18 protein-coding genes are annotated in these 26,545 nt (G+C 61.6%); 7 read left to right on the top strand and 11 right to left on the bottom strand.

All coding sequences use genetic code 11. The annotated features are described in order from the left end of the window. Positions 1-8: 8 nt before the first annotated feature. The 3 genes from F2982_RS09565 to pdxY all read right to left on the bottom strand — a co-directional run bounded on the left by F2982_RS09565 (position 9) and on the right by pdxY (position 3,272). On the bottom strand, positions 9-1,598 hold the full coding sequence (locus F2982_RS09565; protein WP_203429921.1) for a GGDEF domain-containing protein: 1,590 nt from the start codon (positions 1,596-1,598) through the stop codon (positions 9-11). A 91-nt stretch (positions 1,599-1,689) separates the two neighbouring features. Then, entirely contained in the window at positions 1,690-2,331 is a 642-nt protein-coding gene (locus F2982_RS09560; protein WP_112718099.1) for a carbonic anhydrase, read from the bottom strand. A gap of 62 nt (positions 2,332-2,393) precedes the next feature. Beyond that, positions 2,394-3,272, bottom strand: coding sequence for a pyridoxal kinase PdxY (gene pdxY, locus F2982_RS09555; RefSeq protein ID WP_203429920.1), 879 nt, complete (start codon positions 3,270-3,272; stop codon positions 2,394-2,396). A gap of 277 nt (positions 3,273-3,549) precedes the next feature. Between pdxY and F2982_RS09550 the strand changes: the two genes are divergently transcribed. Beyond that, the gene (locus F2982_RS09550; RefSeq protein WP_203429919.1) at positions 3,550-8,328 is read left to right on the top strand and encodes an NAD-glutamate dehydrogenase; all 4,779 of its coding nucleotides are present in this window, start codon (positions 3,550-3,552) and stop codon (positions 8,326-8,328) included. A 31-nt stretch (positions 8,329-8,359) separates the two neighbouring features. After that, positions 8,360-9,760 (top strand): MFS transporter, encoded by a 1,401-nt coding sequence (locus tag F2982_RS09545; RefSeq protein WP_112718093.1) that lies wholly within the window; start codon positions 8,360-8,362, stop codon positions 9,758-9,760. A 36-nt stretch (positions 9,761-9,796) separates the two neighbouring features. On the opposite strand, the gene purH is transcribed toward F2982_RS09545, so the two are convergent. The 4 genes from purH to htpX all read right to left on the bottom strand — a co-directional run bounded on the left by purH (position 9,797) and on the right by htpX (position 15,635). Continuing rightward, positions 9,797-11,413 carry a bifunctional phosphoribosylaminoimidazolecarboxamide formyltransferase/IMP cyclohydrolase gene (gene purH / locus F2982_RS09540; RefSeq protein ID WP_203429918.1) on the bottom strand — a complete coding sequence of 539 codons (1,617 nt, stop codon included), beginning with the start codon at positions 11,411-11,413 and terminating at the stop codon, positions 9,797-9,799. A 97-nt stretch (positions 11,414-11,510) separates the two neighbouring features. Continuing rightward, positions 11,511-13,184: a heparinase II/III family protein gene (locus F2982_RS09535; RefSeq protein ID WP_203429917.1), complete on the bottom strand. Its 1,674-nt coding sequence runs from the start codon at positions 13,182-13,184 to the stop codon at positions 11,511-11,513. A gap of 112 nt (positions 13,185-13,296) precedes the next feature. After that, the gene (locus F2982_RS09530) at positions 13,297-14,682 is read right to left on the bottom strand and encodes an RsmB/NOP family class I SAM-dependent RNA methyltransferase (protein ID WP_203429916.1); all 1,386 of its coding nucleotides are present in this window, start codon (positions 14,680-14,682) and stop codon (positions 13,297-13,299) included. Then, positions 14,673-15,635, bottom strand: a complete 963-nt coding sequence (gene htpX / locus F2982_RS09525; RefSeq protein ID WP_203429915.1) for a zinc metalloprotease HtpX — start codon at positions 15,633-15,635, stop codon at positions 14,673-14,675. Before htpX ends, F2982_RS09530 begins: the two co-directional genes overlap by 10 nt. A gap of 111 nt (positions 15,636-15,746) precedes the next feature. Here htpX and F2982_RS09520 point away from each other — a divergent pair, with 111 nt between their 5' ends. Together F2982_RS09520 and F2982_RS09515 are read left to right on the top strand one after the other, a co-directional pair. After that, positions 15,747-15,968 (top strand): DUF1674 domain-containing protein, encoded by a 222-nt coding sequence (locus tag F2982_RS09520; protein ID WP_203429914.1) that lies wholly within the window; start codon positions 15,747-15,749, stop codon positions 15,966-15,968. 13 nt (positions 15,969-15,981) lie between these two features. After that, entirely contained in the window at positions 15,982-16,464 is a 483-nt protein-coding gene (locus F2982_RS09515) for a thermonuclease family protein (protein ID WP_246777531.1), read from the top strand. 33 nt (positions 16,465-16,497) lie between these two features. On the opposite strand, the gene acs is transcribed toward F2982_RS09515, so the two are convergent. Then, entirely contained in the window at positions 16,498-18,453 is a 1,956-nt protein-coding gene (gene acs, locus F2982_RS09510; protein WP_203429913.1) for an acetate--CoA ligase, read from the bottom strand. A gap of 232 nt (positions 18,454-18,685) precedes the next feature. On the opposite strand from acs, the gene F2982_RS09505 reads away from it, so the two are divergent. After that, entirely contained in the window at positions 18,686-19,387 is a 702-nt protein-coding gene (locus F2982_RS09505; protein WP_112718077.1) for a DUF1013 domain-containing protein, read from the top strand. 71 nt (positions 19,388-19,458) lie between these two features. Here F2982_RS09505 and F2982_RS09500 read toward each other — a convergent pair whose 3' ends face one another. From F2982_RS09500 to F2982_RS09490, 3 genes are all read right to left on the bottom strand, one after another. After that, on the bottom strand, positions 19,459-20,367 hold the full coding sequence (locus F2982_RS09500) for a flagellin (RefSeq protein ID WP_112718075.1): 909 nt from the start codon (positions 20,365-20,367) through the stop codon (positions 19,459-19,461). A 177-nt stretch (positions 20,368-20,544) separates the two neighbouring features. Continuing rightward, entirely contained in the window at positions 20,545-22,455 is a 1,911-nt protein-coding gene (locus F2982_RS09495; protein WP_203429912.1) for a propionyl-CoA synthetase, read from the bottom strand. Positions 22,456-22,536: 81 nt separating this feature from the next. Beyond that, entirely contained in the window at positions 22,537-23,196 is a 660-nt protein-coding gene (locus tag F2982_RS09490) for a YggS family pyridoxal phosphate-dependent enzyme (protein WP_203429911.1), read from the bottom strand. Positions 23,197-23,396: 200 nt separating this feature from the next. On the opposite strand from F2982_RS09490, the gene leuS reads away from it, so the two are divergent. Then, positions 23,397-26,027 (top strand): leucine--tRNA ligase, encoded by a 2,631-nt coding sequence (leuS, locus tag F2982_RS09485; protein WP_203429910.1) that lies wholly within the window; start codon positions 23,397-23,399, stop codon positions 26,025-26,027. Continuing rightward, positions 26,017-26,538, top strand: a complete 522-nt coding sequence (lptE, locus tag F2982_RS09480; protein WP_130282982.1) for an LPS assembly lipoprotein LptE — start codon at positions 26,017-26,019, stop codon at positions 26,536-26,538. The genes leuS and lptE overlap by 11 nt, the downstream gene beginning before the upstream one ends. Positions 26,539-26,545: the final 7 nt, after the last annotated feature.

Below are 26,545 nucleotides of genomic sequence, written 5' to 3'. Positions count from 1 at the left end.
CGCCTTTCTCATTTGGCTTCGGCTCGTGCCATCGGTTGCGGCACCAGTGAGCCCGCCACGACGCAATTGCGTCCGGAAGCCTTGGCGGCATAGAGCGCCATATCCGCCCGCTTGACCAGATCTTCGAAATGATGACCACCGCCGGCTTGCGTGCGACCGGCGCAGCCGAAGCTCGCGGTTACCACCAGGCTTTCTCCGCCCGGCAATATGATGACTGCACGCTCTATCGCCTCACGCACGGCTTCGGCAACGGCCGCCGCCTCATCCGGCGTCACATCGGGCAGCAGCGCAAGAAACTCTTCCCCGCCATGGCGCACCAGCAGATCGAACTGGCGGAAATTATGCTTGGCGACAGCCGCAACGTGGCGCAGCACGATATCGCCGACGTCATGACCATGGATATCGTTGATCTTCTTGAAATGATCGAGATCGAAGAGCACCACCGAGATCCATCGTGACCCGCTTTTGGCCTGCTCGAAGAGGGCGGCTGCAGCCGCCTCGAAGCCGCGGCGGTTATAAAGCCCGGTCAGAAGATCCGTCTGCGCCGCACTGCGAAGCTCACCGACCAAAACCTCACGCTCCCGTGTCAGCCGCGAGATCATCCCGAGACCCTTGGTCGCCAATGTCGCGACAACGCCAGCAAGCAGCAGCAAGCCGCCGCAGAGCACAAAAACCAGCATCACATGCAGATGCGAGCGCTGCGCCAGCGTTTCGCCGGTGCGATGGATGTCCGCAGTCGCCTCGGTGATCTTCTCCTTGAGGAAAGCAATGCGGTCAGCCTGCGCCGCCGCCCAATCGTTGCGGACCTCCAGCGGAGGCCGCGCTTCGCGGGTCAGGATCGCATCGGTCACCGCGTCGGCACGAACCTGCTGCGGCAGTTTCATGTAATCGGTGATCGACGTGACGAGCGGGGACGTCGAGTGGAAGACCATATGGTCCATACCCTCGGCCTGCATCATCTTGCCCTGCACATAGAGGTCGCTGGAGCGCAGCGAATAGCCGTGCTCGCTCAGGTGACGCGTGCCGATGAATGTCAGCAGCCGCTCACCGTAATAGCTCAGCAGGATACCCATCAGCTCGTTCGATTTTTCCAGCAGGACGGGATCCTGGATCAGCGGCGATAGCGCATCGACGACATCAAGCTGCTTCAGCGCTGCCTGCCAATAGACATAGCCCGGATCGCCCCCGGCATAGTATCCGCGGTCGACAGCGGCGCGGATCGAAATGATACGGCTATAGGCAAGTGCGAGATCGGAGAGTTCGTTCTGGAGATTGCCATCCAGCATGCCTGCCGAGGGCAGGCTCATCTGGAATTTCCGGCGCTCCTCATCGAGCCGCGCGCGGCTCTGCTGCATGCTGACCGCATTGTCGGTACCGGGATGGGTGAGATACTGCCTGGTCGCAACGGTCTCGCCGAGGATCTCGTTCGCCGCGATCGAGCCACCGCGCGCCAGAACATCAGCGAAACGATAGTCTTTTTCCAGCGAAACATACTGGCGGAACGACGTGCGTACGACCAGAACGCCTTCGGCGATCATGAAGATGAAAGGCAGCAGGATAGCCGCGAGAATGATCTTGTTGGTCGTTTCGAACTTCATCGAAAGCCGCCGCAATCCGCAGGTTGAAGACGTGTTTCGATGAAATTCTAGCGGGATTCCCTAAAGAACCCATAAACCTATATGCGAAGGCCTATACGTCGGGGCGGATGAAATCGCGCGTTTCGGCGTCCATGACCCACAATTCGCCGGTCGAGATGTCGAACCAGGCGCCGTGAAGGGCGATCTTGCCCTCTTTTTCCAGCGCCTTGACCTCGGGGAAGGTCCTGAGATTGTTGATCGAGTTGCGGATCGAGACACGCTCGAGCGCCGTCTGGCGCTCGGTCTGGGTCATGACGTCGTTGCTGCCGATCTGCTCGGCGGCATCCTTGACGAGCGACATCCAGCGGCCGATGAAATCGCCCGGCGAAAGCGGTTCTGAGCTCGGATCGAGTGCAGCGCGGATACCGCCGCAACGGCCATGGCCCATGACGACGATATCGGTGACCTTGAGCGCCTGTACGGCAAATTCGAGAGCAGCCGAAGTCGCATGGAAATGCCCGTCCGGCTCATAGGGCGGCACGAGATTGGCGACGTTCCGGATGACGAAGAGCTCGCCCGGGCCGGCATCGAAGATCAACTCCGGAGCCGCGCGGGAGTCGCAGCAGGCGATGACAAGCGTGGTCGGGCTCTGCCCGTTTTCCGCAAGCGTCTTGTAGCGGTCGCGCGCATCGGCATAGCGCCCGCTCATGAAGTTGCGATAACCGTCGAGAAGTGATCCAGGAAAACGCTGCATGACATTTCGATTAACGCTTGGCGCGGGCAAGATCAACTGCTGCAGTGCAAAATGAGTCGTTGCTATTGCTTGCGCCGCTGCGCCGGATGCATGAGGCGGCGCATCTGTACCATGGCCATCGGCGTGGCGAGGCTCGAAGCATCGCTCGCAAGCGTCAATTCGTCGCTTCCGCGTTTGACGGCACGGGCAAGCACTTCATAGACGCTGGCCGTCGCCAGCTGCAGCGCTTTCTCGTCATCCATGCCCGAGAGCAACCGTGACATGAAGAGAGCGGCCAGGAGATCTCCGAGCCCATTCGGCGGATTGTCGATCGCCCTATGCTCGGCAAGCAGCGCGTGGCGTCCGGAAAGATAGAGATTGCCGATCCCGCCGCTCATCATCGGAACAGCCGAGGTGACCAGCATGCGCGACGGGCCAAGCGACAGGGCCGCCTCCATGACGGCATTGTTGTCATCGAGCGGCGCGCCGGCCATCCAGGCGAGCTCGTAGCGGTTGGGTGTGGCGAGCGAGGCAAGCGGGATCAGGTGATCGCGGATCGCCTCGGCCGTCGCCTGCGGCACATAGAGCCCGCCGAGATCGCCCATGACGGGGTCGCAGACATAAAGAAGATCCGGATTGTCCTGCCGCAACGAGCTCACCAGCCGGGCCACCGACTTGGCCTGCGCCGCATTGCCGAAATAGCCTGACAGCACCGCCTTCACCTCGCCCACCCAGGGCGCGCGGATCAGGTCATCGATCGCCGCATCGAAGTCGGCTTCGGCAAAGGTCAGCCGTGTCGAGCGGCCATGCCCGGGATGCCAGGGCAAAACCACCGTCGGAAGCGCCCAGACCTGATGTCCGAGCGTTTCCAGCGCGAAGACGGCGGCGCGATTGCCGACCGAACCGCGAACGACGTGACTGGAGATGACGATAACCGTTCCGGCAGCGGTATTTTCTGGCATGATGATGGTCCTGAACCCGATGCGCCGTTGATCCCCTTTTTGCGCCACAGCTGTCAACCGTTCTTCATCTCTGCGTGGAAAGGTCGCGAAGCGGACGGCGAAAACCGGAGACGACTTATTTTAGCTCTGCGAGATAAGCGTCAATTCTTCCGGAAAGTGATCCAAACAGGGGCGAAAATGAACGAAAGCTGCCGTCAAACCGCCTCTTTTAGAGATTTTTTCGATAACTCTTCTGATATTTTGCCCAAAACCGAACGACTCGGGGGGAGCATCTGAAATGGCCGTAAGACAAAATCCGAAACGTGAAAAGCAGATCGAGAGCGCCAAGAAGATCGCGGCCGCGACCGGCGACAAATTTCTTGAGCCCGAAATTCTCTTCGGCCGCGCCAGCGGCGACGATCTCGACCGCTACACCCCGGAGATGCTCGCGCTGTCGGCGGTCCATTCCGCCCGCGAATTACAGGCCTGGAACGGCAAGACGCCGCGCGTCAGCATCGACACCATCGCGGATGTCGAGCCCGCGGGCATTGCCGTATCGGTTCTGACGATCACCGACCACAACATGCCCTTCCTCTACGAGTCCGTGATGGGCGAGGTGACCAGCACCTACCGCGATCTCTTCATGGCGGTTCACCCCATTCTGGTCCTCGAAGACGGCAAGGCTCCCGAGCTCTACTCTGCCGACGAGCCGAGCGATCCGGCGAAGCGCGTCAGCCATATCCAGATCCATATTTCGCCGCTGACATCGGCCCAGGCCGCCGATCTGCAGAAGCGCATCAAGACGGTGCTGGAGCAGGTCGACCAGGCGGTCTCCGACTGGAAGCCGATGCTCTCCAAGCTCGATACGGCGATCGACGAGCTGCGTGAATATGGCTCCAGCCGCAAGAAGGCAGACCGCGACGAAGCACTCGCCTTCCTGACCTGGCTGCGCGATGAGAACTTCACCTTCCTCGGCATGCGCGAATACGTCTATTCCGGCAAGGGCGCCGGCGCCAAGGTGGAGCGCGACAAGGGCACCGGCCTCGGTATTCTCTCCAATCCCGACGTTCTCGTCCTGCGCACGGGCAAGGATGCGGTGACGACGACGCCCGAGATCCTCGCCTTCCTCGACGGCCCGGATTTCCTGATCGTCACCAAGGCCAACGTCAAATCTGTGGTCCACCGCCGCGCCTATATGGACTATGTCGGCGTCAAGCGTTTCGACAAGGATGGCAACGTCACCGGCGAACTCCGCATCGTCGGCCTCTTCACATCGACGGCCTATACGTCCTGGGCGTCCGAGATCCCGCTGATCCGCTCGAAGATCGCCAAGGTGAAGGAGCATTTCGGCTTCGACCCGATGAGCCACTCCGGCCGCATGCTCGACAACACGCTGGAATCCTATCCGCGCGACGATCTCTTCCAGATCGACACGACGCTGCTGTCGAGCTTTGCCGAGCAGATCAACGACCTCGCCGACCGGCCGCGCGTGCGCGTCCTGCCGCGCATCGACCATTTCGACCGCTTCGTTTCCGTCATCATCTATGTGCCGCGCGAAGAATATGACTCGATCGTCCGCGAGAAGATCGGCACCTACTTGAAGACCGTCTATGACGGCCGCGTTTCCGCCTATTACCCGGCCTTCCCGGAAGGCGGCGTCGCCCGCGTCCACTTCATCATCGGCCGCTCCGGCGGCAAGACGCCGCGCATTCCCCAGGCCAAGCTCGAGGAAGCGATCCGGGCAATCACCGCCCGCTGGGACAGCCGCTTCGAAATGCTGGCAGGCCCGAAGGCGCCCCGGATCGGCGTCAGCAACGCCTTCCAGGAAGCCTTCTCGCCGGATGAAGCCGTCGGCGATCTTCTCGATATCAGCGCATGCGCAGCCGGCGAACCGATCCGCATCGAGTTCTATTACCGCGACGACAACGAGCGCGGGCGCATCCTGTCCCTGAAGATCTTCCACAGCGGCGAACAGCTGCCACTCTCGCGCCGTGTTCCGCTGCTCGAGAATCTCGGCTTCAACGTCCTCAGCGAAAGGACCTTCGATATCGAAGTCCCCGCTGCCGATGGCGCCACCAGCATCGTGGTGCTCCACGATATGGAGCTCGAAGCCCGCAGCGGCACCGACATCGATCTCGGCCGCTTCGGCGCGCCGCTGGAGGAAGCTTTCGTTGCCGCCTTCAACGGCACGATCGACAATGACAGCTTCAACCGCCTGATTCTCTCGGCGGCCCTCTCCGCCCGCGAAACCAACGTGCTGCGTGCCTATGCGCGCTATCTGCGCCAGGCAGGTATTGCCTATTCGCAGGATTATATCGCCGCTACGCTCGACAAATACCCTGATATCGCAGCAGCGATCTTCCGCCTCTTCCATGAAACCATGGATCCGGCGGTCGCCGAGAAGCCGCGGCTGAAGAAGCTTGCCGATCTGCACCAGTCGATCGAAACGGCGCTCGCCAATGTTCCGAGCCTCGACGACGACCGCATCCTGCGCCGCTATATCAACGTCGTCGACGCCACGCTGCGCACCAACTATTTCCAGCGCAACGAGGATGGCTCGACCAAGGCGATGCTCGCCTTCAAGCTCGACCCGCATCTGGTCGATGGCCTGCCGCAGCCGCTGCCCTTCCGCGAAATCTTCGTCTATGGCGTTGAGGTCGAGGGTGTTCACCTGCGCTTCGGCAAGGTCGCCCGTGGCGGCCTGCGCTGGTCCGACCGCGCCGAGGATTATCGCACGGAAGTGCTGGGTCTCGTGAAGGCACAGCAGGTCAAGAACGCCGTCATCGTTCCCGTTGGCGCCAAGGGCGGCTTCTATCCGAAGAAGCTCCCGGTCGGCGGCAGCCGCGACGAGATCTTCAACGCCGGCCGCGAAGCCTACAAGACCTATATCCGCACGCTGCTGTCGATCACCGACAACATCTCCGGCGCCGATATCGTGCCGCCCGCCAACACGGTTCGCATCGATGGCGACGACCCCTATTTCGTCGTCGCCGCCGACAAGGGCACCGCGACTTTCTCCGACACGGCCAACGCGCTGGCGCAGGAAGCCGGCTTCTGGCTGGACGACGCCTTCGCATCGGGTGGATCGGCCGGTTACGACCACAAGAAGATGGGCATCACCGCGCGTGGCGCCTGGGAGACCGTGAAGCGCCACTTCCGCGAAATGGATATCGACATCCAGACGACGCCCTTCACCGTCGCCGGCGTCGGCGACATGTCGGGCGACGTCTTCGGCAACGGCATGCTGCTCTCCCCGAAGATCCGGCTGCTCGCCGCCTTCGACCACCGCGACATCTTCATCGATCCCGATCCGGATATGGAGAAGACGCTCGGCGAGCGTCAGCGCCTGTTCAATCTCGCCCGCTCCAGCTGGCAGGATTTCGACAAGTCGGTTCTGTCGAAGGGCGCGATGATCATCTCCCGTGCCGCAAAGTCGGTAACGCTGACGCCTGAAGCTGTCGCTGCGATCGGCATCGACAAGTCCGTGGCGACACCGTTCGAGATCATGACCGCGATCCTCAAGAGCCCGGTCGACCTGCTCTGGTTCGGCGGCATCGGTACCTATGTAAAGGCCGCGGCCGAAACCGACACCGAAGTCGGTGACCGCGCCAACGACCCGATCCGCATCAGCGCCGACGATGTCCGCGCCAAGGTGATCGGCGAGGGCGCCAATCTCGGCGTCACCCAGAAGGGCCGTATCGCCTACGGTCTGAAGGGCGGCCGCAGCAATTCCGACGCCATCGACAACTCCGCCGGCGTCAACACCTCGGACGTCGAGGTCAACATCAAGATCGCACTCGCCAACGCCATGCATGACAGCCGCCTGACGCGTTCCAAGCGCGACCAGCTGCTGTCCTCCATGACCAACGAAGTCGCGAGCCTCGTGCTGCGCAACAACTATCTGCAGTCACTCGCGATCTCGCTGACCGAGCGCAAGGGCACCGCCAACGGCCTGGAACTTGCCCGCTTCATGACCGTTCTCGAAGGCGCAAAGCAGCTGAACCGCAAGGTCGAGACGCTCCCTGACGATGCAACGCTCGCCGAGCGCTATGCCGCCGGAAAGCCGCTGACCCGCCCGGAAATTGGCGTCTTGCTTTCCTACGCCAAGATCGTGCTCTTCGACGCGCTGATCGCCAGCGACCTGCCTGACGATCCCTATTTCGCCTCGACGCTGTCGGGTTATTTCCCGGCGAAGATGCAAAAGACCAACGCCGCCGATATCGACAGCCATCGCCTGAAGCGCGAAATCGTCGCAACGGTTCTGGCCAACGAAGCGATCAACCGCGGCGGCCCGGCCTTTGCCGTCAGCATGGTCGATGCGACGGCAGCCTCCGCAGCCGAAGTCGTCCGTGCCGCAATCATCGCCCGCGATGGCTTCGATCTGACGCGCCTCTGGAGCGAAACCGATGCGCTGGATGGCAAGATTTCCGGCCAGATGCAGAACCGCATCTACGAAGAGATCGGCCATAGCTTCACGGTCTTGACCCGTCTGATGCTGAAAACCGGCATGGCCAAGGGCGATATCGCCGAAACCGTTAGCCGGCTGCAGGCAGCTCTGAAGAAGCTGAAGCCGTCTTTCGCGGCGCAGGCGCCCGCCGAGTTCGAAACACGGCAGACGGAGTTTCAGGAAGCCGGTCTTCCCGACAAGCTGGCAGCCGATATCGCCGGCCTTCCGGGCTTTGCACTGGTGCCGGAGATCATGCAGATCGCCGAGCGGACGGGCGAAGCGCTGGCACGCGCAGCCGAGAGCTATTTCGCGGTATCGCAGACCTTCCGCATCGGCCGCCTGCTTGCCGCCGGCAACCGGATCGTCACTTCCGATCACTACGAGAACCTGGCTCTGGCCCGCAGTATCGACCAGATCGCCAGCGCGCGCCGCGATATCGTCATTTCGGCGCTCTCGGAGCACGGCAAGGAAAAGCTGCCGGTTCAGGCCTGGCATGCGGTCGATCGTATCCGCATCAACCGCATCACCGAGGAGCTATCCAGCCTCGGCGACAGCGGCGAGCCGAATCTCGCCCGGATCACCGTTGCCGCAGGTCTCCTGACCGATCTTGCGCGCGACCGGACGAGGTGACACAGTCCGCCGCGACAATGGGAGCGGACGTGTGAGCAGAATCGACTGGACGGGAGAGGGAACTCCGGCGCCGCAGAAAGCGCCGGAGGCGGGTATCTGGGGCTGGATGTTTTTCGATTGGGCGGCGCAGCCGTTCTTCACCGTCGTCACCACCTTCATCTTCGGTCCCTATTTCGTCTCCCGGCTGACCACCGATCCCGTCCATGCCCAGGCCATGTGGAGCAACATGGCAACGATCTCCTCGGTGATCATCGCCGTGCTTTCACCGATCCTGGGATCGATCGCCGACCAATCGGGCGCCAGAAAGCCCTGGATCGGCTTCTTCGCGGTCATCAAGATCGCCAGCCTGTTCGGCCTCTGGTTTGCGGCACCGGGCTCTCCGGTCATCTACCCAATGATCTTCATGATCCTGGCCTCGATCGCCGCCGAATTCTCGATCGTCTTCAACGATTCGATGATGCCGCGGCTGGTTGGCAAGGACGAGGTCGGACGCCTCTCCAACACCGCCTGGGGCCTCGGTTATCTCGGCGGCATGATCGTGCTGATCGCCGTTGTCACCTTGCTCGCCGGAAGCCTCGAAACCGGCAAGACGCTGCTCGGCTTCGACCCGCTCTTCGGCCTCGACCCGCATACCGGCGAGGACGCCCGCGTCACCGGGCCGATTTCCGCGGTCTGGTACCTGATCTTCATCATCCCGATGTTCCTCTTCACGCCTGATGCGCCGAAAGGCATACCGTTCGGCCGCGCCGTAAAGGTGGGGCTCGCAGAGGTTCGCAACACGATCGGCGAACTGAAGCACCGCAAGGGTATCCTGAAGTTCCTACTCGCCCGCATGATCTACCAGGACGGCGTCAACGGCCTGCTGATCCTCGGCGGTACCTTCGCCGCTGGCATGTTCGGCTGGGCGACCATCGAGATCGGCCTTTATGGCATCATCCTCAATGTCGTCGCGATCTTCGGCTGCATCATTGCCGGCCGCATCGATCACCGCATCGGCTCAAAGGTGACGATCGTCATCAGCCTGATCATGCTGCTCATCGCCACTGTCGGGATCATCTCGACGGGACCGGGCTATACGCTTTTCGGCTTGATCGAGCTGCCCGTTGCCGATTCCGGGGGCTTCTTCGGCACCGCCGCCGAAAAGGCTTACATTCTCTACGGATTGCTGATCGGCCTTGCCTTCGGCCCGGTGCAGGCTTCATCGCGCTCGTATCTGGCCCGCAGCGTCAGCCTGGAGGAGGCCGGACGCTATTTCGGCATCTATGCGCTCTCCGGCCGCGCCACCAGCTTCATGGCGACGCTGATGTTCTCGATCGTTACCTATTCCAGCGGCTCCGCCCGGCTCGGCATGGCAACGCTGGTTATCTTCCTGATCGGTGGCCTAGCGTTGCTATTCTTCACACCCTATCCGGCTGACAGGAAGAAGGCCTGAACGAAAAACCCCGGCTCGAGGCCGGGGCTTTCTTGATCAATGGCGGAAGTGCCGCATTCCGGTAAAGACCATCGCGATATTGTGCTCGTTGGCCGCGTCAATGACCTCCTGGTCACGCATCGAGCCACCCGGCTGGATCACCGCGGTAGCGCCCGCTGCAATCATCGACAGCAGACCATCGGCAAAGGGCAGGAAGGCCTCGGAGGCGACGGCCGCACCCTTGGTCATCGGAACGGGCAGGCCAAGCGCCTTTGCCGCTTCCTCGGCCTTCAGGGCGGCGATACGGGCAGAGTCGACGCGGCTCATCTGGCCGGCGCCGATCCCGGCGGTCTGGCCGTCCTTGGCGTAAACGACGGCGTTCGACTTCACATGCTTGCCGACCTTGAAGGCGAACTTCATGTCTTCGAGTTCCTGGGCCGTCGGCGCACGCTTGGTGACGACCTTCAGCTCGAGATCCTCGACCATGCCGTTATCGCGGGTCTGAACCAGCAGGCCGCCGGAAACCGTCTTGGCAGTGATACCGGCAACGCGCGGATCGGGAAGACCACCGGCCGACAGCAGGCGCAGGTTCGGCTTCTTGGCGACGATCGCCTTGGCTTCCTCGGTCACATCAGGTGCGATGATCACTTCGGTGAAAAGCTTGATGATCTCTTCGGCCGTTTCCGCATCCAGCGTCTGGTTCAGCGCGATAATGCCGCCGAAAGCCGAAACGGAATCGCAGGCGAGCGCCCGCTTGTAGGCTTCGAGCAGCGTCGGGCCTGTTGCCACGCCGCAGGGATTGGCATGCTTGATGATGGCGCAGGCCGGAGACTTCTCCGGCAGGAACTCGGAAACGAGCTCGTAGGCCGCATCGGTATCGTTGATATTGTTATAGGAGAGCTGCTTGCCCTGCAGGAGAGCGGCAGTCGAAACGCCCGGGCGCTGCTCGCCGGTCACGTAGAAGGCAGCCTTCTGGTGCGGGTTTTCGCCGTAGCGCATCTCTTCCTTGAGAACGCCGCCGATCACCCGGTGGCGCGGCGTATCGATTGCCAGCGCTTCGGCAAACCAGTTCGAGATCATCGCGTCGTAAGCCGCCGTGCGGGCATAGGCCTTGGCGGCCATGCGCTGGCGGAAGCTGTAGCTCGTCTGGCCGGCATCATCGGAAAGCTGCTGCAGCAGCTCGGCATAATCGGCCGGATCCGTGAGGATGGTGACGTAGGCATGGTTCTTTGCCGAAGCGCGGATCATCGCCGGGCCACCGATGTCGATATTCTCGACGGTCGTCGGATAATCGCCGCCGGCAGCGCGAACCTCCTCGAACGGATAGAGGTTGATGACGGCGATATCGATGCCTTCGATGCCGTGCTTCTTCATCGCGTCCTGATGCTCGGCATCGTCGCGGATAGCGAGCAGGCCGCCGTGAACCGTCGGATGCAGCGTCTTGACGCGGCCATCCATGATCTCAGGAAAGCCGGTGACTTCGGAAACGTCGGTGACATCGAGACCGGCAGCGGCAATCGCCTTGTGCGTGCCGCCGGTCGAGAGCAGGCGAACGCCCTTTTCCGACAGCGCCTTGGCAAGCTCGACGATACCGGTCTTGTCGGAGACGGACAGCAGCGCGGTCTTTGCTTTGACCTTGTCGGGGGCGGGGATCTTCTTGGAAATGACGGCCATGAACCTTCTCCGTTCGGGCTTCGGGAGACATCCGGCGAGGGACGTATAGGATTATGGCGCCGCGTTAGCACGAGCGCTGCCGCCGCGTAAATGCCGACTAGCTCTTGCGGGACAGAAACCAGCGAATTTCCGGCTTTTCAGCGAAATCGAAGTCGATTTCGATCTGATCAGAACCGCAGATGCCGGAGGCATCGGCAAAGAAGATGTCTTCCGAAATCAGCACTTCGTTGCCGGGAGAGGAAAATAGCCAGCTCTCGCCATCCGGCGCGGTCAGCAGAATGGATTCCCGGTCGTTCTGTTTCAGATTGATCGACGGGTGGATGTGAAAGCGCACCGCCGCCTTCAGCGGCTCGTCGCTGACTTTCTCGCCCGGCAGGATCAGCCGGTCGCGGCCGGCGATGATAGCGCCCGCAGAGTTCATCGACAACTCGCGCTCGTGCAGCACGCCGAAGTCGCGCAGATAGCCGTCGTGAACCATCTTCAGCCCATCACGTCCGTCTTCCGTCTCGGCACGCTCTACCGTCACGGTATCCACCATATCGGTCATCACGTGACCAAGGAATTCCGAAGGCGAGAAGTGGCTGGAGGACGTATCGTTCAGCGTCACCGTCGAATGCGTCGCCGTGGTGCGTGCCATCTGCACATAGCGCTTGCCGGCAAATTTCGGTGAACCGGAGTTGACGATGAAGCGATGGCGCCCGGACGACATCTCGAAAGACAGGCAACCGGCATGCGCGGTGCGTGACAACAAACCCACCGGGGGCGTGCCGGTATCGGCAATGACGACAGTCTTTCCTGCCGCCAGCCGCTGATAGCGCGAATGCGGCATCGCTTTGAATGGCTGGCCAGCGGTCTCGTCATAGCGCAGCACCGACATCAGCTCATTGGCGAGCGTCGAGGTGGCGCCGTTGAAGAGCGCAAGATCACCATCCTGATGCCGGAAGAAGCGCAGCGCCGGATACATGCGATCGATGCCGGAGATCAGCTTCTGCGGCAGATCATGGCCGAGATTCACATAGGTTTGGCGCAGCGGCAGCAGATCGAGCAGGAGTTCAAGCCCGGCGCGGGGATTTCGCGAGATGTGCCCCCCATCGGGAAGGATCTGCAGATCGAACTCATTGTCGAGCGCCAAAGCGGCCTTGCGCAGCGCACCAGCGCGCATCGGCATGGAGATCGACGCCATGGCGAGCGCAATCCGCAGGCGGAAGAGCACTTCGCCCGCAGGCGCATAAGGCGCCATCCGCCGCAGATACCGCACCTGAAAGGCAAGCGAGCGCATGAAGCGGCGATAGAAACCGCGGTCGGCATTGTGCAGCACGACAGGCGAATGCGACAGCCAGGCGATGACCCGCTGCGCCGTGACATCGATTTCCCAGGCCACGCCTTCGATGCGGCCGGAATGCAGGGACAGCCAGCTATCGACGATCGACCGGGCGATCAGCGACGCACGATCGCTCTTGTAGGCCCGCATATGCCGCAGCCAGCCGAAACCATGCAGGCGATTGGCGAACGCGCGCGAGGGCAAAGTGAAAGCGAAGGGCGACTTGCCGTTGGTCTCGAGCATCCGACCCGCCAGCGGAAAGCGCCCGTTCATGATCTCGTCGGCGACGTGAGAATCGATGGCGCGCAGATCGGTCGGCGCAACGATCAGGCGCTCCGGCGCCTGAATGGTATGACGGAAGGCGCGCAGGCGCAGCAGAGCAGCACGGCGCGACACGCGCCGCCAAGCCTCCCGAACATACAAAGTCCAAAAACGCCCGCCGGATTGCATAATTTATTTTCTATTGACCCTCGTGATTAAGAATAGGTGAACGAGAGCCGCTTTCACCGGGTGGGCTGCATTAATTCGTGACAAAGATGAAATATAAGAAGCTGCCTTGCAATCAGGCAACACGTCGCAACACCGCGGCGTAGAAACCATCCAGCCCCGAAGCGATCCCATCAGGCATCGGCAGCATAACGGGGGTCGTGCGGAAATCGCCAAGCGGGCTGATGGCCTGCTCAAGGCCCGGCCAGGATGCCGCATCGATCGGTATCCGGGCAATGCCGGGAACATCGGCAAGAACACGCGCGATCACGTCCTCGCCTTCGGCGGGATCGAGCGAGCAGTTCGAGAAGACGATGACGCCATCGGGCTTCAGAAACGCCAGCGCGTGACGCAGCAGCCGTTCTTGGACGCCGGCCAGCTTCTCGATCTCCTCCGGCCCCTTGGTCCAGAGAACATCCGGATGGCGCCGGGTCGTGCCGGTCGAGGAACAGGGGGCGTCGAGCAGGATCGCATCGAAACCCTCTTCAGGCTGGAACTTGGTGAGATCCGTGACAAGCGTTTCCGCTTCCAGCCCGAGCCTTGCGAGATTGGAACGCAACCGCTTCAGGCGGTTTTCAGACTGATCGATCGCCGTGACCTTGCCGCCGGCGAGGATGAGCTGGGCCGTCTTGCCGCCCGGCGCAGCGCAGAGATCGGCAACGCGCTTGCCGGTGAGATCGCCGAACAGTTTCGCGGGGATGCTGGCTGCAGCATCCTGTACCCACCAGGCGCCGTCCTCGAAGCCTTCAAGCGAGGGAATGCTGCCATCGAAGGCGGCCAGCCGCACGCCGCCTGTCGGCAGCACGGCGCCATTCAGACGCTCAGCCCAGGCGGCAGCATCGGCTTTCACGGTCAGGTCGATTGCCGCGGGTTCCAGCTGGGAATCCGAAATGGCGAGCGCCGCTTGCCTGCCGTAAGCCTTGGTCAGACGCGCCAGGAACCAGTCCGGCATGGCCGGAACATCGGCAACGGAGGCCAGGATCGCTTCCTTCTCGCGGCCGAGACGCCGCAGGATGGCGTTGACGAGCTTGGCAAAGCGGCGGTTGCGGGGATCGTTGTTCGCCTGCTCGACGGCGAGGTCGACGGCCGAATGATCGGGCACGTCGAGATAAAGGATCTGCGCGGCACCGACGACGAGAACGTGATGCAGAGCGCGGGCGCCATCCGGCAGCGGGGAATCAAGAAGCGAGGCAATCGCCGCATCGATGCGCGGCAGATGCCGGAGCGCCGAATTCAGGATCGCGCGGACAAGCGCGCGGTCGCTTTCGCCGAGCGCCTTGTAGGCCGGATTGCCATGCTCGTGATCGAGAGCGCCATCGAGCGGCAGCTTCTTGTCGACCACCGCAGCAAGGATCTTGGCGGCAGTGGAGCGCGCCTGCAGACCGGGCTTTGCCGGCGGGCGCTCACCCGGTTTGTTGCTGTTCTTGTTGGCTGGCTTCTTGCCGTTCGAATTCAAGACCACGGACCTTTGGGCGGTTGGGAATCACCGCGGCCAAGGCCGGTATCCGGAACAGAGCGCGATTTCCGCGACGGATTAGCAGTCCGAGCCGGTGCCGTCGAGACATTCATGCCGCCGCGGGCCATTTCCTGCAGTGCGGCGATGCGGTTTTCGGTATTCGGATGGGTCGAAAACAGGTTGTCCATGCGCTCGCCGGACAACGGATTGATGATGAACATATGCGCCGTCGCCGGATTGCGCTCCGCGTCATAATTCGGCACCTGCGCCGCGCCGCGGGCGATCTTGCCAAGCGCCGAGGCAAGCCACAGCGGATTGCCGCAAATCTCGGCACCGCGCCGATCGGCCGAATATTCGCGCGTGCGGCTGATCGCCATCTGCACCAGCATGGCGGCCAAAGGCGCCACGATCATCGCCACGAGAACGCCGATGAAGCCGAGCGGATTATTGTTGTTGCCGCGATTGCCACCAAAGAAGAAGGCGAAATTGCCGAGCATCGAGATCGCACCGGCGAGTGTCGCGGTGATCGTCATGGTCAGTGTATCGCGGTTTTGAACATGGGCGAGCTCATGCGCCATGACGCCGGCCACTTCCTGCGGCGACAGAACCTGAAGAAGGCCAGTCGAGGCGGCAACGGCGGCGTTCTCGGGATTGCGGCCGGTCGCAAAGGCATTCGGCTGCGGATTGTCGTAGAGATAGACCATGGGCATCGGCAGGCCGGCATTTCGTGCCAGATCGCGAACAATGCCGTAGAATTCAGGCGCATTGCGCTCATCGACCTCCTGGGCGCGATAGGCCGACAGCACCATGTTTCCCGAATTCCAGTAGGAGAAGAAGTTCATGCCGGCGGCGATCAGGAAGGCGATCATCATGCCGCCGCGGCCACCGATCAGGAATCCGACGAACATGAACAGGGCCGTCATGAAGGCAAGCAACATGGCAGTACGAACGAGGTTCATCGAGGGTCTCCATCTCCTATGTGGCGGCTCAAGGGTTTCAATCGGCCCTTCCAGGCACTATGATTTGGTTATTCGCCCGCCACTTTCAATATTTTCCGGCAGGATAGCCCCATGCAATCAGCTGACAACGACAACACCGAAGGCCCAGCCGTGGAAGGCGCCGAAGCGCGCAAACCCCTTTCGCCTGCCGCCAAACGTGCGCTTGCCGAAGCTGAAGAGCGCCGGCGCAACGCGACACCCATGAACCTGCCCGCGGAAATCGGCGGCCGCGGCGGCGCCGAACCCGCCCGCTTCGGCGACTACGAGATCAACGGCCGCGCCATCGATTTCTAAGTAAATATTCCTATTGACAGCGGCAAATTATCGGAATTTATTCCTCTACATGAGGACGATAATTTCGATTCTTGTCGCCATGTCTGTCTTTCCGCTTACAGTGGAGAGCGCCGAGCAGATTACCGGTCCGGTCGCTGCGGAGATCATTCGCGTCATAGACGGTGACACGCTTCTGGTGGAAGCGGCCCCCTGGCCGCAGCAGCGCATTGAAGTCTATGTCCGCATCCGCGGCATCGACGCACCGGAAATGAAATCGAAATGCCCCGCTATCAGGCAAGCAGCCGAACAGGCACGTTCCGTGCTGGATGAAATGGCGGCCAGTTCGCCGCACATCAGGCTGACCAATATCAGCGGCGACAAATATTTTGGCCGCATCGTCGCCGATGTCGCCATGCAAGACGGGAGGAATCCGGCTCAGGAGATGCTGAGTGCTGGCCTTGCCGCCGGATATGATGGCGGGCGCAAGCCCCGTATAGCCTGCGCCAGCACCAATTGAAAAAGCCGCTCCGGATGGGAGCGGCTTTTGAGATCAGGCGCTCGCCTTGTTCTGGCGATTGGCGATGAGATCGTCGACGACGGCGGGATCGGCGAGCGTCGAGGTATCGCCGAGCGATCCGAAATCGTCCTCGGCAATCTTGCGCAGGATGCGGCGCATGATCTTGCCGGAGCGGGTCTTCGGCAGACCCGGCGCGAACTGGATCTTGTCGGGCGAGGCGATCGGGCCGATTTCGGTGCGGACATGCTTGATCAGCTGCTGGCGCAGCTCGTCAGAGCCCTCGTTGCCGGCCATCAGCGTCACGTAGCAATAAATGCCCTGACCCTTGATCGCATGCGGATAGCCGACGACGGCGGCTTCCGAGACGAGATTGTGCGAGACGAGCGCCGATTCCACTTCGGCCGTGCCGAGACGATGGCCGGAAACGTTCAGCACGTCGTCGACGCGGCCGGTGATCCAGTAATAGCCATCCTCGTCGCGGCGGCAGCCGTCGCCGGTGAAATACTTGCCCTTGTACGTCGAGAAGTAGGTCTGGATGAAGCGCTCGTGGTCGCCATAGACGGTGCGCATCTGGCCCGGCCAGCTGTCGGTGATGCAGAGATTGCCGTCGGCCGCACCTTCGAGCACCTTGCCCTCATTGTCGACCAGCTGCGGCTTGACGCCGAAGAACGGCACGGTGGCCGAACCGGGCTTCAGATCGGTCGCACCCGGCAGCGGCGTGATCATGTGACCACCGGTTTCCGTCTGCCACCAGGTATCGATGACCGGGCAGCGCTTGTCGCCGACGACGTTGTAATACCATTCCCAGGCTTCCGGATTGATCGGCTCGCCGACCGTTCCGAGCAGCCGCAGCGAGGAGCGCGACGAGCGGGTGACGAAATGATCGCCGGCGCCCATCAGCGAGCGGATCGCCGTCGGTGCGGTGTAGAAGATGTTGACCTTGTGCTTGTCGATGATTTCCCAGAAACGGCCCTGATCCGGGAAGTTCGGCACGCCCTCGAACATCAGCGTCGTCGCGCAGTTCGAAAGCGGTCCGTAGACGATATAGGAGTGACCGGTGACCCAGCCGACATCGGCCGTGCACCAGTAGATATCGCCGGGGTGATAATCGAAGACATATTCATGCGTCATAGACGCGTAGACGAGATAGCCACCGGTAGTGTGCAGCACGCCCTTCGGCTTGCCGGTCGAGCCCGAGGTGTAGAGGATGAACAACGGATCTTCCGCCTTCATCTTCACCGGCGGGCATTCGGCCTTCACGGTGGCGACTTCCTGGTGGTACCAGAGATCGCGGCCCGGCGCCCAGCCGGTCTTGCCGCCGGTGCGGCGCACGACCAGCACCTTGTCGACGATGACATGCTGCTTGGCGGCGATATGGATCGCGGTGTCGGTATTTTCCTTGAGCGGTACCGGCTTGCCACCGCGCACGCCCTCGTCGCAGGTGATGACGAAGGTCGATTCACAGTCGACAATACGGCCGGCCAGCGCTTCCGGCGAGAAGCCGCCGAAGACCACCGAATGTACGGCGCCGATGCGCGAACAGGCGAGCATCGCATAAGCCGCTTCGGGGATCATCGGCATGTAGACGGTGACGCGGTCGCCCTTCTTGACGCCGTGCTTCTTCAGCACGTTCGCCATCCGGCAGACGTGCTCGTAGAGCTCGTTATAGGTGATCTTCTTGTCGACGTAGGGGTTGTCGCCTTCGAAGATGATGGCGGTCTGGTTGCCATGCGTCTTCAGGTGACGGTCGATGCAGTTATAGGAGACGTTGGTCTGGCCGTCTTCGAACCACTTAATCGAAACCTTGCCGGTGAAGGAAGTGTTCTTGACCTTGGTATAGGGCTTGAACCAGTCGATGCGCTTGCCGTGCTTGCCCCAGAACTTGTCCGGATTCTCGACGCTCTCCTCGTACCACTTCTCGTATTTCGCCTTGTCGATCAGGGCATGGCTCTTCACCGGTTTGGTAACCGGATAGATCTTCTCCGACATGGAAACTCCTCCTCACGCGGGCACCGGTTTCGCCGCACGAAGCAGCGCCCGGGACTCAATTCAGGGCATTCATAGCAGGTCAAAACGGCCCGGCAATTAGACAAAGGTCATTTCATTCCGGATCAATTGCAATTCTGCGTCACTCCGGTTATATAGCGCCAATATTTCCCGGACATTGTGGTGACAATCCACGGACCGCGACACCGGCGCGGACGACAGAAGGACTATATCCATGGCTCAACAACTGCTCATGCCGAAAGCGACTGCCATCTGGCTCGTCGACAACACGGCGCTGTCTTTCGACCAGATCGCACAGTTCTGCAAGCTGCATCCTCTGGAAGTCAAAGCGATCGCCGATGGTGAAGCTGCGCAGGGCATCAAGGGCCTGGATCCGATCGCAACCGGCCAGCTGTCCCGCGACGAAATAGCGCGCGCCGAGGGCAACCCGAACCACAAGCTGAAGCTTTCCGAGCCGAAGGTTCGCGTTCCGGAATCGAAGCGCCGCGGCCCGCGCTACACGCCGGTTTCCAAGCGCCAGGATCGTCCGAACGCCATTCTCTGGCTGGTTCGCAACCATCCGGAACTGAAGGACGCCCAGATCTCGCGTCTCGTTGGCACCACCAAGTCGACGATCGAACAGATCCGCGAGCGCACCCACTGGAACTCCGCAAACCTGACGCCGATGGACCCGGTAACGCTCGGCCTCTGCAGCCAGATCGACCTCGACATGGAAGTCGAAAAGGCAGCCAAGGGCCGTCCGCTGCCGACCGCAGCCGAACTGGGCGCAACGCTCGAATCCGCTCAGGAGACCGAGCGCCTGACGCCGAGCTACGAGCGTGAAGAAGAGCGCGAAATCGACGCCGATGCGGTCTTCGCAAAGCTGAAGTCGCTGAAGTCGTCTTCCAAGGATGAGGACGAAGACGATCAGTTCTGATCGTCTTTCTCTCCAAACGAAAAACCCGCCGGATCGCTCCGGCGGGTTTTTTATTGGCCGCTTGCTGCCGCTTAGCTGCGGAACAGCGACAGGATGTTCTGCGAAGCGGAGTTGGCGATCGACAGCGACTGGATCGCAAGCTGCTGCTGCGTCTGCAGTGCCGTCAGTTTCGACGATTCCTCTTCCATATCCGCGTCCACCAATCGCCCGACACCGGAGTCGATCGAGTCGCTGAGTGTAGAGACGAAATTCTCCTGCAGCTGAATGCGCGTCGAGATCGAGCCGAGCTGCGAACCGGCGCTCGTCATCGCCTTCAGTGCGTTCTCGACATTGTTCAACGCCGAGGCGATATCGTCGGACGACAGGTTGCTGATGTTCATCGAGTAGACCGAACCGACCGAGCCGTTGGACGTGCCGAGAATGCCCGTCGAGGTGTCGATAACACCGCCGGTCGTCGTGCCGAACAGGACGTTGCCCGTCGAGCCGCTGTCGAGAATGTAGTCGGTCATCTTGACCGAGATGCCGTTCGAGCCATCGCGAACGAAGGTCGAGACGACGCTCTTCGTGCCGTTGCCCGCAACCCAGTTTTCACCGGAGAAGGAGGCCGATTCCGAAATGCTTTTCAGCTGCGCCTGCAGCTGGGTGATTTCTTCCTGGATCTTCGACTTGTCGACGCCCTTTTCAGTTGCGGCAACGATCTTCGCCTTGATTTCGGTAACGACGTCGATGGCGTTGTCCATGGCCGAATAGGCGGTATCGACCTTGGCGGCGCCGAGACCCAGCGCGTCGGAGACGGCCGACAGCGCCTTGTTGTCGGATTTCATCGTCGTCGCGATCGACCAGTAGGCGGCATTGTCGGCGGCCTTGGCAACGCGGAGGCCGGAAGAAACGTGTGCCTGCGTCGTCTGCAGGCTCTGGTTGACGCTGCGCAGGGTCTGAAGAGCTGACATCGCAGCCGTGTTAGTCAGGATGCTTGACATCGCTTTTTCCACTTCTCGTGAGGATGAAGGAGCATACCGGCAGAGGCCGGCGGTGGCGGTGCTTCATGCTTCACCTGAGCTCAGGTGTCCGTTGAGGGAAAGCTAATGAGAACATGGTTAACAAGTCGTCAACGATGGTCACATCTCGTCAACGATTCTTACCAAATAGCAAATATCCTATATGGGTCGAGAGCCAAAACCCCTGTGGCGCAAGGCTTCTGCGACTTCTTCAAGTGTTACCGGGTCATCAATTGTCGCAGGCATTTTCCAGGGAAGACCATCCGCAATCTTCTGAATCGTGCCCCTCAGAATCTTGCCGGAGCGCGTTTTTGGTAACCTTTCGACGGTGATGGCAGTTTTGAAGGCGGCAACCGGCCCAATTTCTTCACGAATCATTTTAACGACTTCTGATTCGATCTCCGGTGATTCGCGCCTTACGCCCTTCTTCAGCACGAGCAATCCGCAGGGAACCTGACCCTTCAGCGAATCAGCGATTCCAACCACGGCGCATTCGGCAACATCCGGGTGCCTGGCGCAGATTTCTTCCATCGCACCCGTCGAAAGACGGTGCCCGGCACAATTGATGATGTCGTCGGTGCGCGACATGATGAAGAGATAGCCATCCTCATCGATATAGCCGGCGTCGGCCGTCTTATAGTAACCCGGAAACTCCTCGAGATAGGCCGAACGAAACCGGGCATCGGCATTCCACAGCGTCGGCAGGCATCCGGGCGGCAGCGGCAGCTTGGCAACGATATTGCCGAGCGTGCCCGCGGCAACCGGATGACCGGCATCGTCGAGCACCTGGATATCGTATCCGGGCATCGGCACGGAGGGCGATCCGTGCTTGACCGGCAACTCGCCGAGCCCGATCGGATTGGCAGCGATCGGCCAGCCGGTCTCTGTCTGCCACCAGTGATCGATGACGGGCACGCCAAGCGTCTGCTCCGCCCATTTCAGTGTTTCCGGATCGGCGCGCTCACCGGCCAGAAACAAGCCCCGAAACTTTGCTTTCTTGTAGCGCGCCGCAAGCTCGCCATCGGGATCCTCTCGGCGGATGGCCCGGAATGCCGTCGGCGCCGTGAAAAGCACCCGCACATCGTAGTCCGACACGACCCGCCAGAATGCCCCGGCATCCGGCGTGCCCACCGGCTTGCCCTCATAGATCAACGTCGTGACCCCAGCCAGCAGCGGCGCATAGACGATATAGGAATGGCCGACCACCCAGCCGATATCGGATGCCGTCCAGAAGACCTCGCCGGGCTTCAGCCCATAGATATTCGCCATCGACCAATGCAACGCAACCATATGGCCACCATTGTCGCGCACCACGCCTTTCGGCTGGCCGGTCGTTCCCGATGTGTAGAGGATGTAGAGCGGATCGGTCGCAAGCACTGGCGTACAGCCGATATCCGCACCGCGATAGCGATCCACCGTCTCGGCGAAATCAAGGTCGCGCCCCTCTGTCAGATCGGCTGCAAGCTCCTGCCGCTGCAGCACGAGGCAATGGGCAGGTTTGATCTTTGCAGTCGCAATGGCCTGATCGACAAGCGGCTTATAGGCAACGACACGGCCGGGCTCCAGACCGCAGCTCGCCGTGATGACCAGCTTGGCACCCGAATCATCGATACGCGATGCGAGCTCGCTGGCGGCAAAGCCGCCGAAGACGACGGAATGCACGGCCCCAAGCCGGGCGCAGGCCAGCATCGAGAAGATCGCCTCCGGCACCATCGGCATATAGAGGATCACCCGGTCGCCTTTGCCGATGCCGAGTGCGCTCAGCGCCGCCGCAATCGCCTTCACCTCATCGAGCACCTCTCCATAGGTGAAGCGCCGCTTGGCGCCATTCATGGCGCTGTCGAAGATGATAGCGCTCTCGCCACCCCGTCCGGCGGCAACATGGCGATCGAGGCAATTGAAGCATGTATTGGTCTCGCCGCCCTTGAACCAGCGGCCATAGACGCCGTCACCGGCGGAAAATATCTGCTCCGGCTCCCTGAACCAGTCGATCGCCTCCGCGGCTTTCTTCCAGAAACCCTCGGGGTCGGCTTTCCAGCCGTCATAGACGCTGTGATAGTGGCTCCGCATCTGCTCCTCCCCAGGACATGCAAGCTATAGAGCCAATCTAGGGGAGGGACGTGCGGACAGGAAGCCCGACGAAAGACGAGCTTAGCGCGCGCCGAAGATTGCCGAACCGACGCGCACGCTTGTGGCGCCGAAAGCAATGGCCGTTTCATAATCTCCCGACATGCCCATCGACAGTTTCGTCAGCCCGCAAGCCTTTGCAAGCTTGGCAAGCAAGGCAAAATGCGGCCCAGGATTCTCCTCCGCCGGCGGAATGCACATCAGCCCTTCGATCGCCAGCCCAAGCTCGTTGCGGCAGAGATCGACGAAAGCGGCGGTATCGTCTGGCGCAATACCCGCCTTCTGCGGCTCCAGTCCTGTATTGACCTGAACATAGAGGCGAACGGATTTGCCCTGCCGCTTCATCTCATCTGCAAGCGCCCGGGCAATCTTCTCCCGGTCGACGGTCTCGATAACATCGAAGAGAGCGACCGCATCTTCCGCCTTGTTCGACTGCAGGGGACCAATAAGATGCAGCTCAATGCCCGCCGTCTCGCTTTTCAGCTCGGGCCATTTGCCCTGGCTTTCCTGCACGCGATTCTCGCCGAAGACCCGCTGACCGACGGCAATCGCCGGGCGGATGGCATCGGCATCGAAGGTCTTGGACACCGCGACAAGCTGCACCGAGCCCGCCGGACGCTTGATCCCGGCCTCTGCTTCGGCAATGCGCGAACGCACCTCGTTCAGCCGCTCTTGAAGTTCCATCGCTTACCCCCGACATGATGCTAGGTGATGACGGCAGAGCACTAAACGCGGCATACGTGCTTGCCAAGACCCACCGGCCCGAAAACGGCCTTTCCTGCGCCCGATCGGGCATTTGCAGCACCCGCAAAACTTGACGCTACGGTGGTTTCGTGGTGAAGGTCACCACCAACTTCCCCTGATTTTCCGGAAATTCGAATACCATGGCTACCGAACGTTATAATCCGCGCGACGCCGAGCCCCGCTGGCAGCAGAAATGGAACGAGGCAAAGGTCTTCGAGACCGACAATGCCGATCCGCGCGAGAAATACTACGTCCTTGAAATGTTCCCGTATCCGTCGGGCCGCATTCACATGGGCCATGTCCGCAACTATGCGATGGGCGACGTCGTCGCCCGCTACAAGCGCGCCCGCGGCTACAACGTTCTCCACCCGATGGGCTGGGACGCATTCGGCATGCCGGCGGAAAACGCAGCGATGGAACGTGGTGTTCACCCGGCCTCCTGGACCTATCAGAATATCGGCTCGATGAAGTCCCAGCTCAAGGCCATGGGTCTGTCGCTCGACTGGAGCCGCGAGTTCGCGACCTGCGACGTCGAATATTATCAGCACCAGCAGCACCTGTTCCTGGATTTCCTGGAGAAGGGCCTGGTCTATCGCAAGCAGTCGAAGGTCAACTGGGACCCGGTCGACAATACCGTTCTGGCCAATGAACAGGTCATCGACGGCCGCGGCTGGCGCTCGGGCGCTCTGGTCGAGCAGCGCGAACTGACGCAGTGGTTCTTCAAGATCACCGATTTCAGCCAGGATCTGCTCGATGCGCTGGATACGCTCGACCAGTGGCCGGAAAAGGTCCGCCTGATGCAGAAGAACTGGATCGGCCGGTCGGAAGGCCTGACGATCCGTTGGGAAATCGTTGCTGAGACTGCGCCCGCCGGCGAGACCGAGGTGACCGTCTACACGACGCGTCCCGACACGCTGTTCGGCGCATCCTTCCTGGCGATCGCCGCCGACCATCCGCTGGCCAAGGAAGCCGCCGCCAAGAACGCCGCGATCGACGCCTTCTGTGAAGAATGCCGCCGCGCCGGCACCTCGCTGGCAGCCCTCGAAACGGCCGAGAAAAAGGGCATCGATACCGGCATCCGGGTCAAGCATCCGCTCGATCCGTCCTGGGAGCTGCCTGTCTACGTCGCGAATTTCGTGCTGATGGACTACGGCACGGGCGCCATCTTCGGCTGCCCATCCGGCGACCAGCGCGACCTCGATTTCGCCCGCAAGTACGATCTTCCTGTCGTGCCCGTCGTCATGCCGAAGGATGGCGACGCAGCAAGCTTCGCTGTCGGCGATACCGCCTATGACGGCGATGGCGTCATGATCAACTCGCGTTTCCTCGACGGCAAGACGACGACCGAGGCATTCGAGATCGTTGCCGACAAGCTGTCTTCGACCGAGATCGGCGGCGCGGCCCAGGGCGAGCGCAAGGTGAACTTCCGCCTGCGCGACTGGGGCATTTCGCGCCAGCGTTACTGGGGCTGCCCCATCCCGGTCATCCATTGCGATGATTGCGGCGTCGTGCCGGTTCCGAAGAAGGACCTGCCGGTTCAGCTGCCATCCGACGTCACCTTCGACCAGCCGGGCAATCCGCTCGACCGTCATCCGACCTGGCGCCACGTTGCCTGCCCGCACTGCGGCAAGGACGCGCGCCGCGAGACGGACACGATGGACACCTTCGTCGATTCGAGCTGGTATTTCACCCGCTTCACCGCCCCGTGGGAAAAGCAGCCGACCGATCCGAAGGCCGCCAATCGCTGGCTCCCCGTCGATCAGTATATCGGCGGCATCGAGCACGCGATCCTGCACCTGCTCTACTCGCGCTTCTTCACCCGCGCCATGCGCGAGACCGGTCATGTCGACGTGAAGGAACCCTTCAAGGGCCTTTTCACCCAGGGCATGGTGGTGCACGAAACCTACCGCCGCGGCACCGGTTCGCACGGCGATTGGGTCGCACCTGCCGATATCCGGATCGAGGAAGTCGACGGCAAGCGCCGTGCCTTCCTGCTGGACGGTGGCGATGAAGTATCGATCGGCTCAATCGAAAAGATGTCGAAGTCGAAGAAGAACGTCGTCGATCCCGACGATATCATCGCATCCTACGGCGCCGACACGGCTCGCTTCTTCGTGCTTTCGGATTCTCCGCCGGAGCGCGACGTCATCTGGTCCGAAGCAGGCGTCGAAGGCGCCCACCGCTTCACCCAGCGTCTGTACCGCCTGATTTCCGAAGCATCGGAAGCGCTGGCAGCGGTGCCTGCGAATCCGGCTAAGGATGGCGAGGCGTTGGCAATCTCCCAAGCCGCTCACAAGACGCTGAAGGCCGTCCAGAACGATTATGACAAGCTCTGGTTCAATAAGGCCGTGGCGCGCATCTATGAGCTCGTCAATGCGCTCGCGTCGCCGCTGACAAAGGTTGCGGCCGGCGAAGGCGACGCGGCCTACCGTTCTGCCGTTCGCGAAGCATCGCAGATCCTCGTCCAGCTAGTGGCCCCGATGACCCCGCACCTGGCTGAAGAATGCTGGGCAGCACTCGGCAATACCGGCCTGCTGGCGCAAGCTGCATGGCCGGCCTATGACGAGGCGCTGACAACCGAGAATGATGTCGTTATGCCGGTCCAGATCAACGGCAAGAAGCGCGCTGAATTGACAATTTCTCGCGACGCGGATCAGAATGCCGTGACCGAAGCAGTGCTAGCCCTGGAGGCGGTCACCGCCGCCCTGAACGGCCAGGCGCCGAAGAAGATTATCGTGGTTCCGCAAAGGATTGTGAACATTGTCGTCTGATTTCGCTTCGAAGCTCGGCCGCCGCGCCGCTCTCGGCATCATCATCGCTTCCGCGGCACTGCTGAGCTCCTGCCAGGTCCGTCCGCTCTACTCGGAATCCTCCGGGGTCACCGCGAAGCTCTCGTCGGTCGGCTTCTCCGAGGCGACCTCGCGCGTCGAGCAGGAAGTCCGCAACCGGCTGATCTTCATCGCCGGCCGCGGAGCCGGCGAGGCGGAAAACCCGGAATATGAAGCCGAAATCCACGTCCGCTCGAGCGTTACCGACACACTGCTCGTGCAGTCATCGGACACTGCCCGCGCCGGCCGCGTCACGGTCAGCGTCGACTATACGCTGCGCTCGACCAAGGACAGCCAGGTCATCAAGGCGGGAAATCGCTATGCGACTGCCCTGCTGGATTATCCCGGCCAGGAATTCGCTAAGCAGCGTGCTGTTCGCGACGCGGAAAACCGCGCCGCACGCGAAGCTGCAGAATTCGTAGGCCTCGATATCGCCGCCGCCCTCGGCCGCTGAGGGCAGG

Source organism: Rhizobium sp. BG4, assembly GCF_016864575.1.
In the GTDB taxonomy this organism is placed as follows: domain Bacteria; phylum Pseudomonadota; class Alphaproteobacteria; order Rhizobiales; family Rhizobiaceae; genus Rhizobium.
This window is presented reverse-complemented; position numbering and strand designations above follow the sequence as displayed.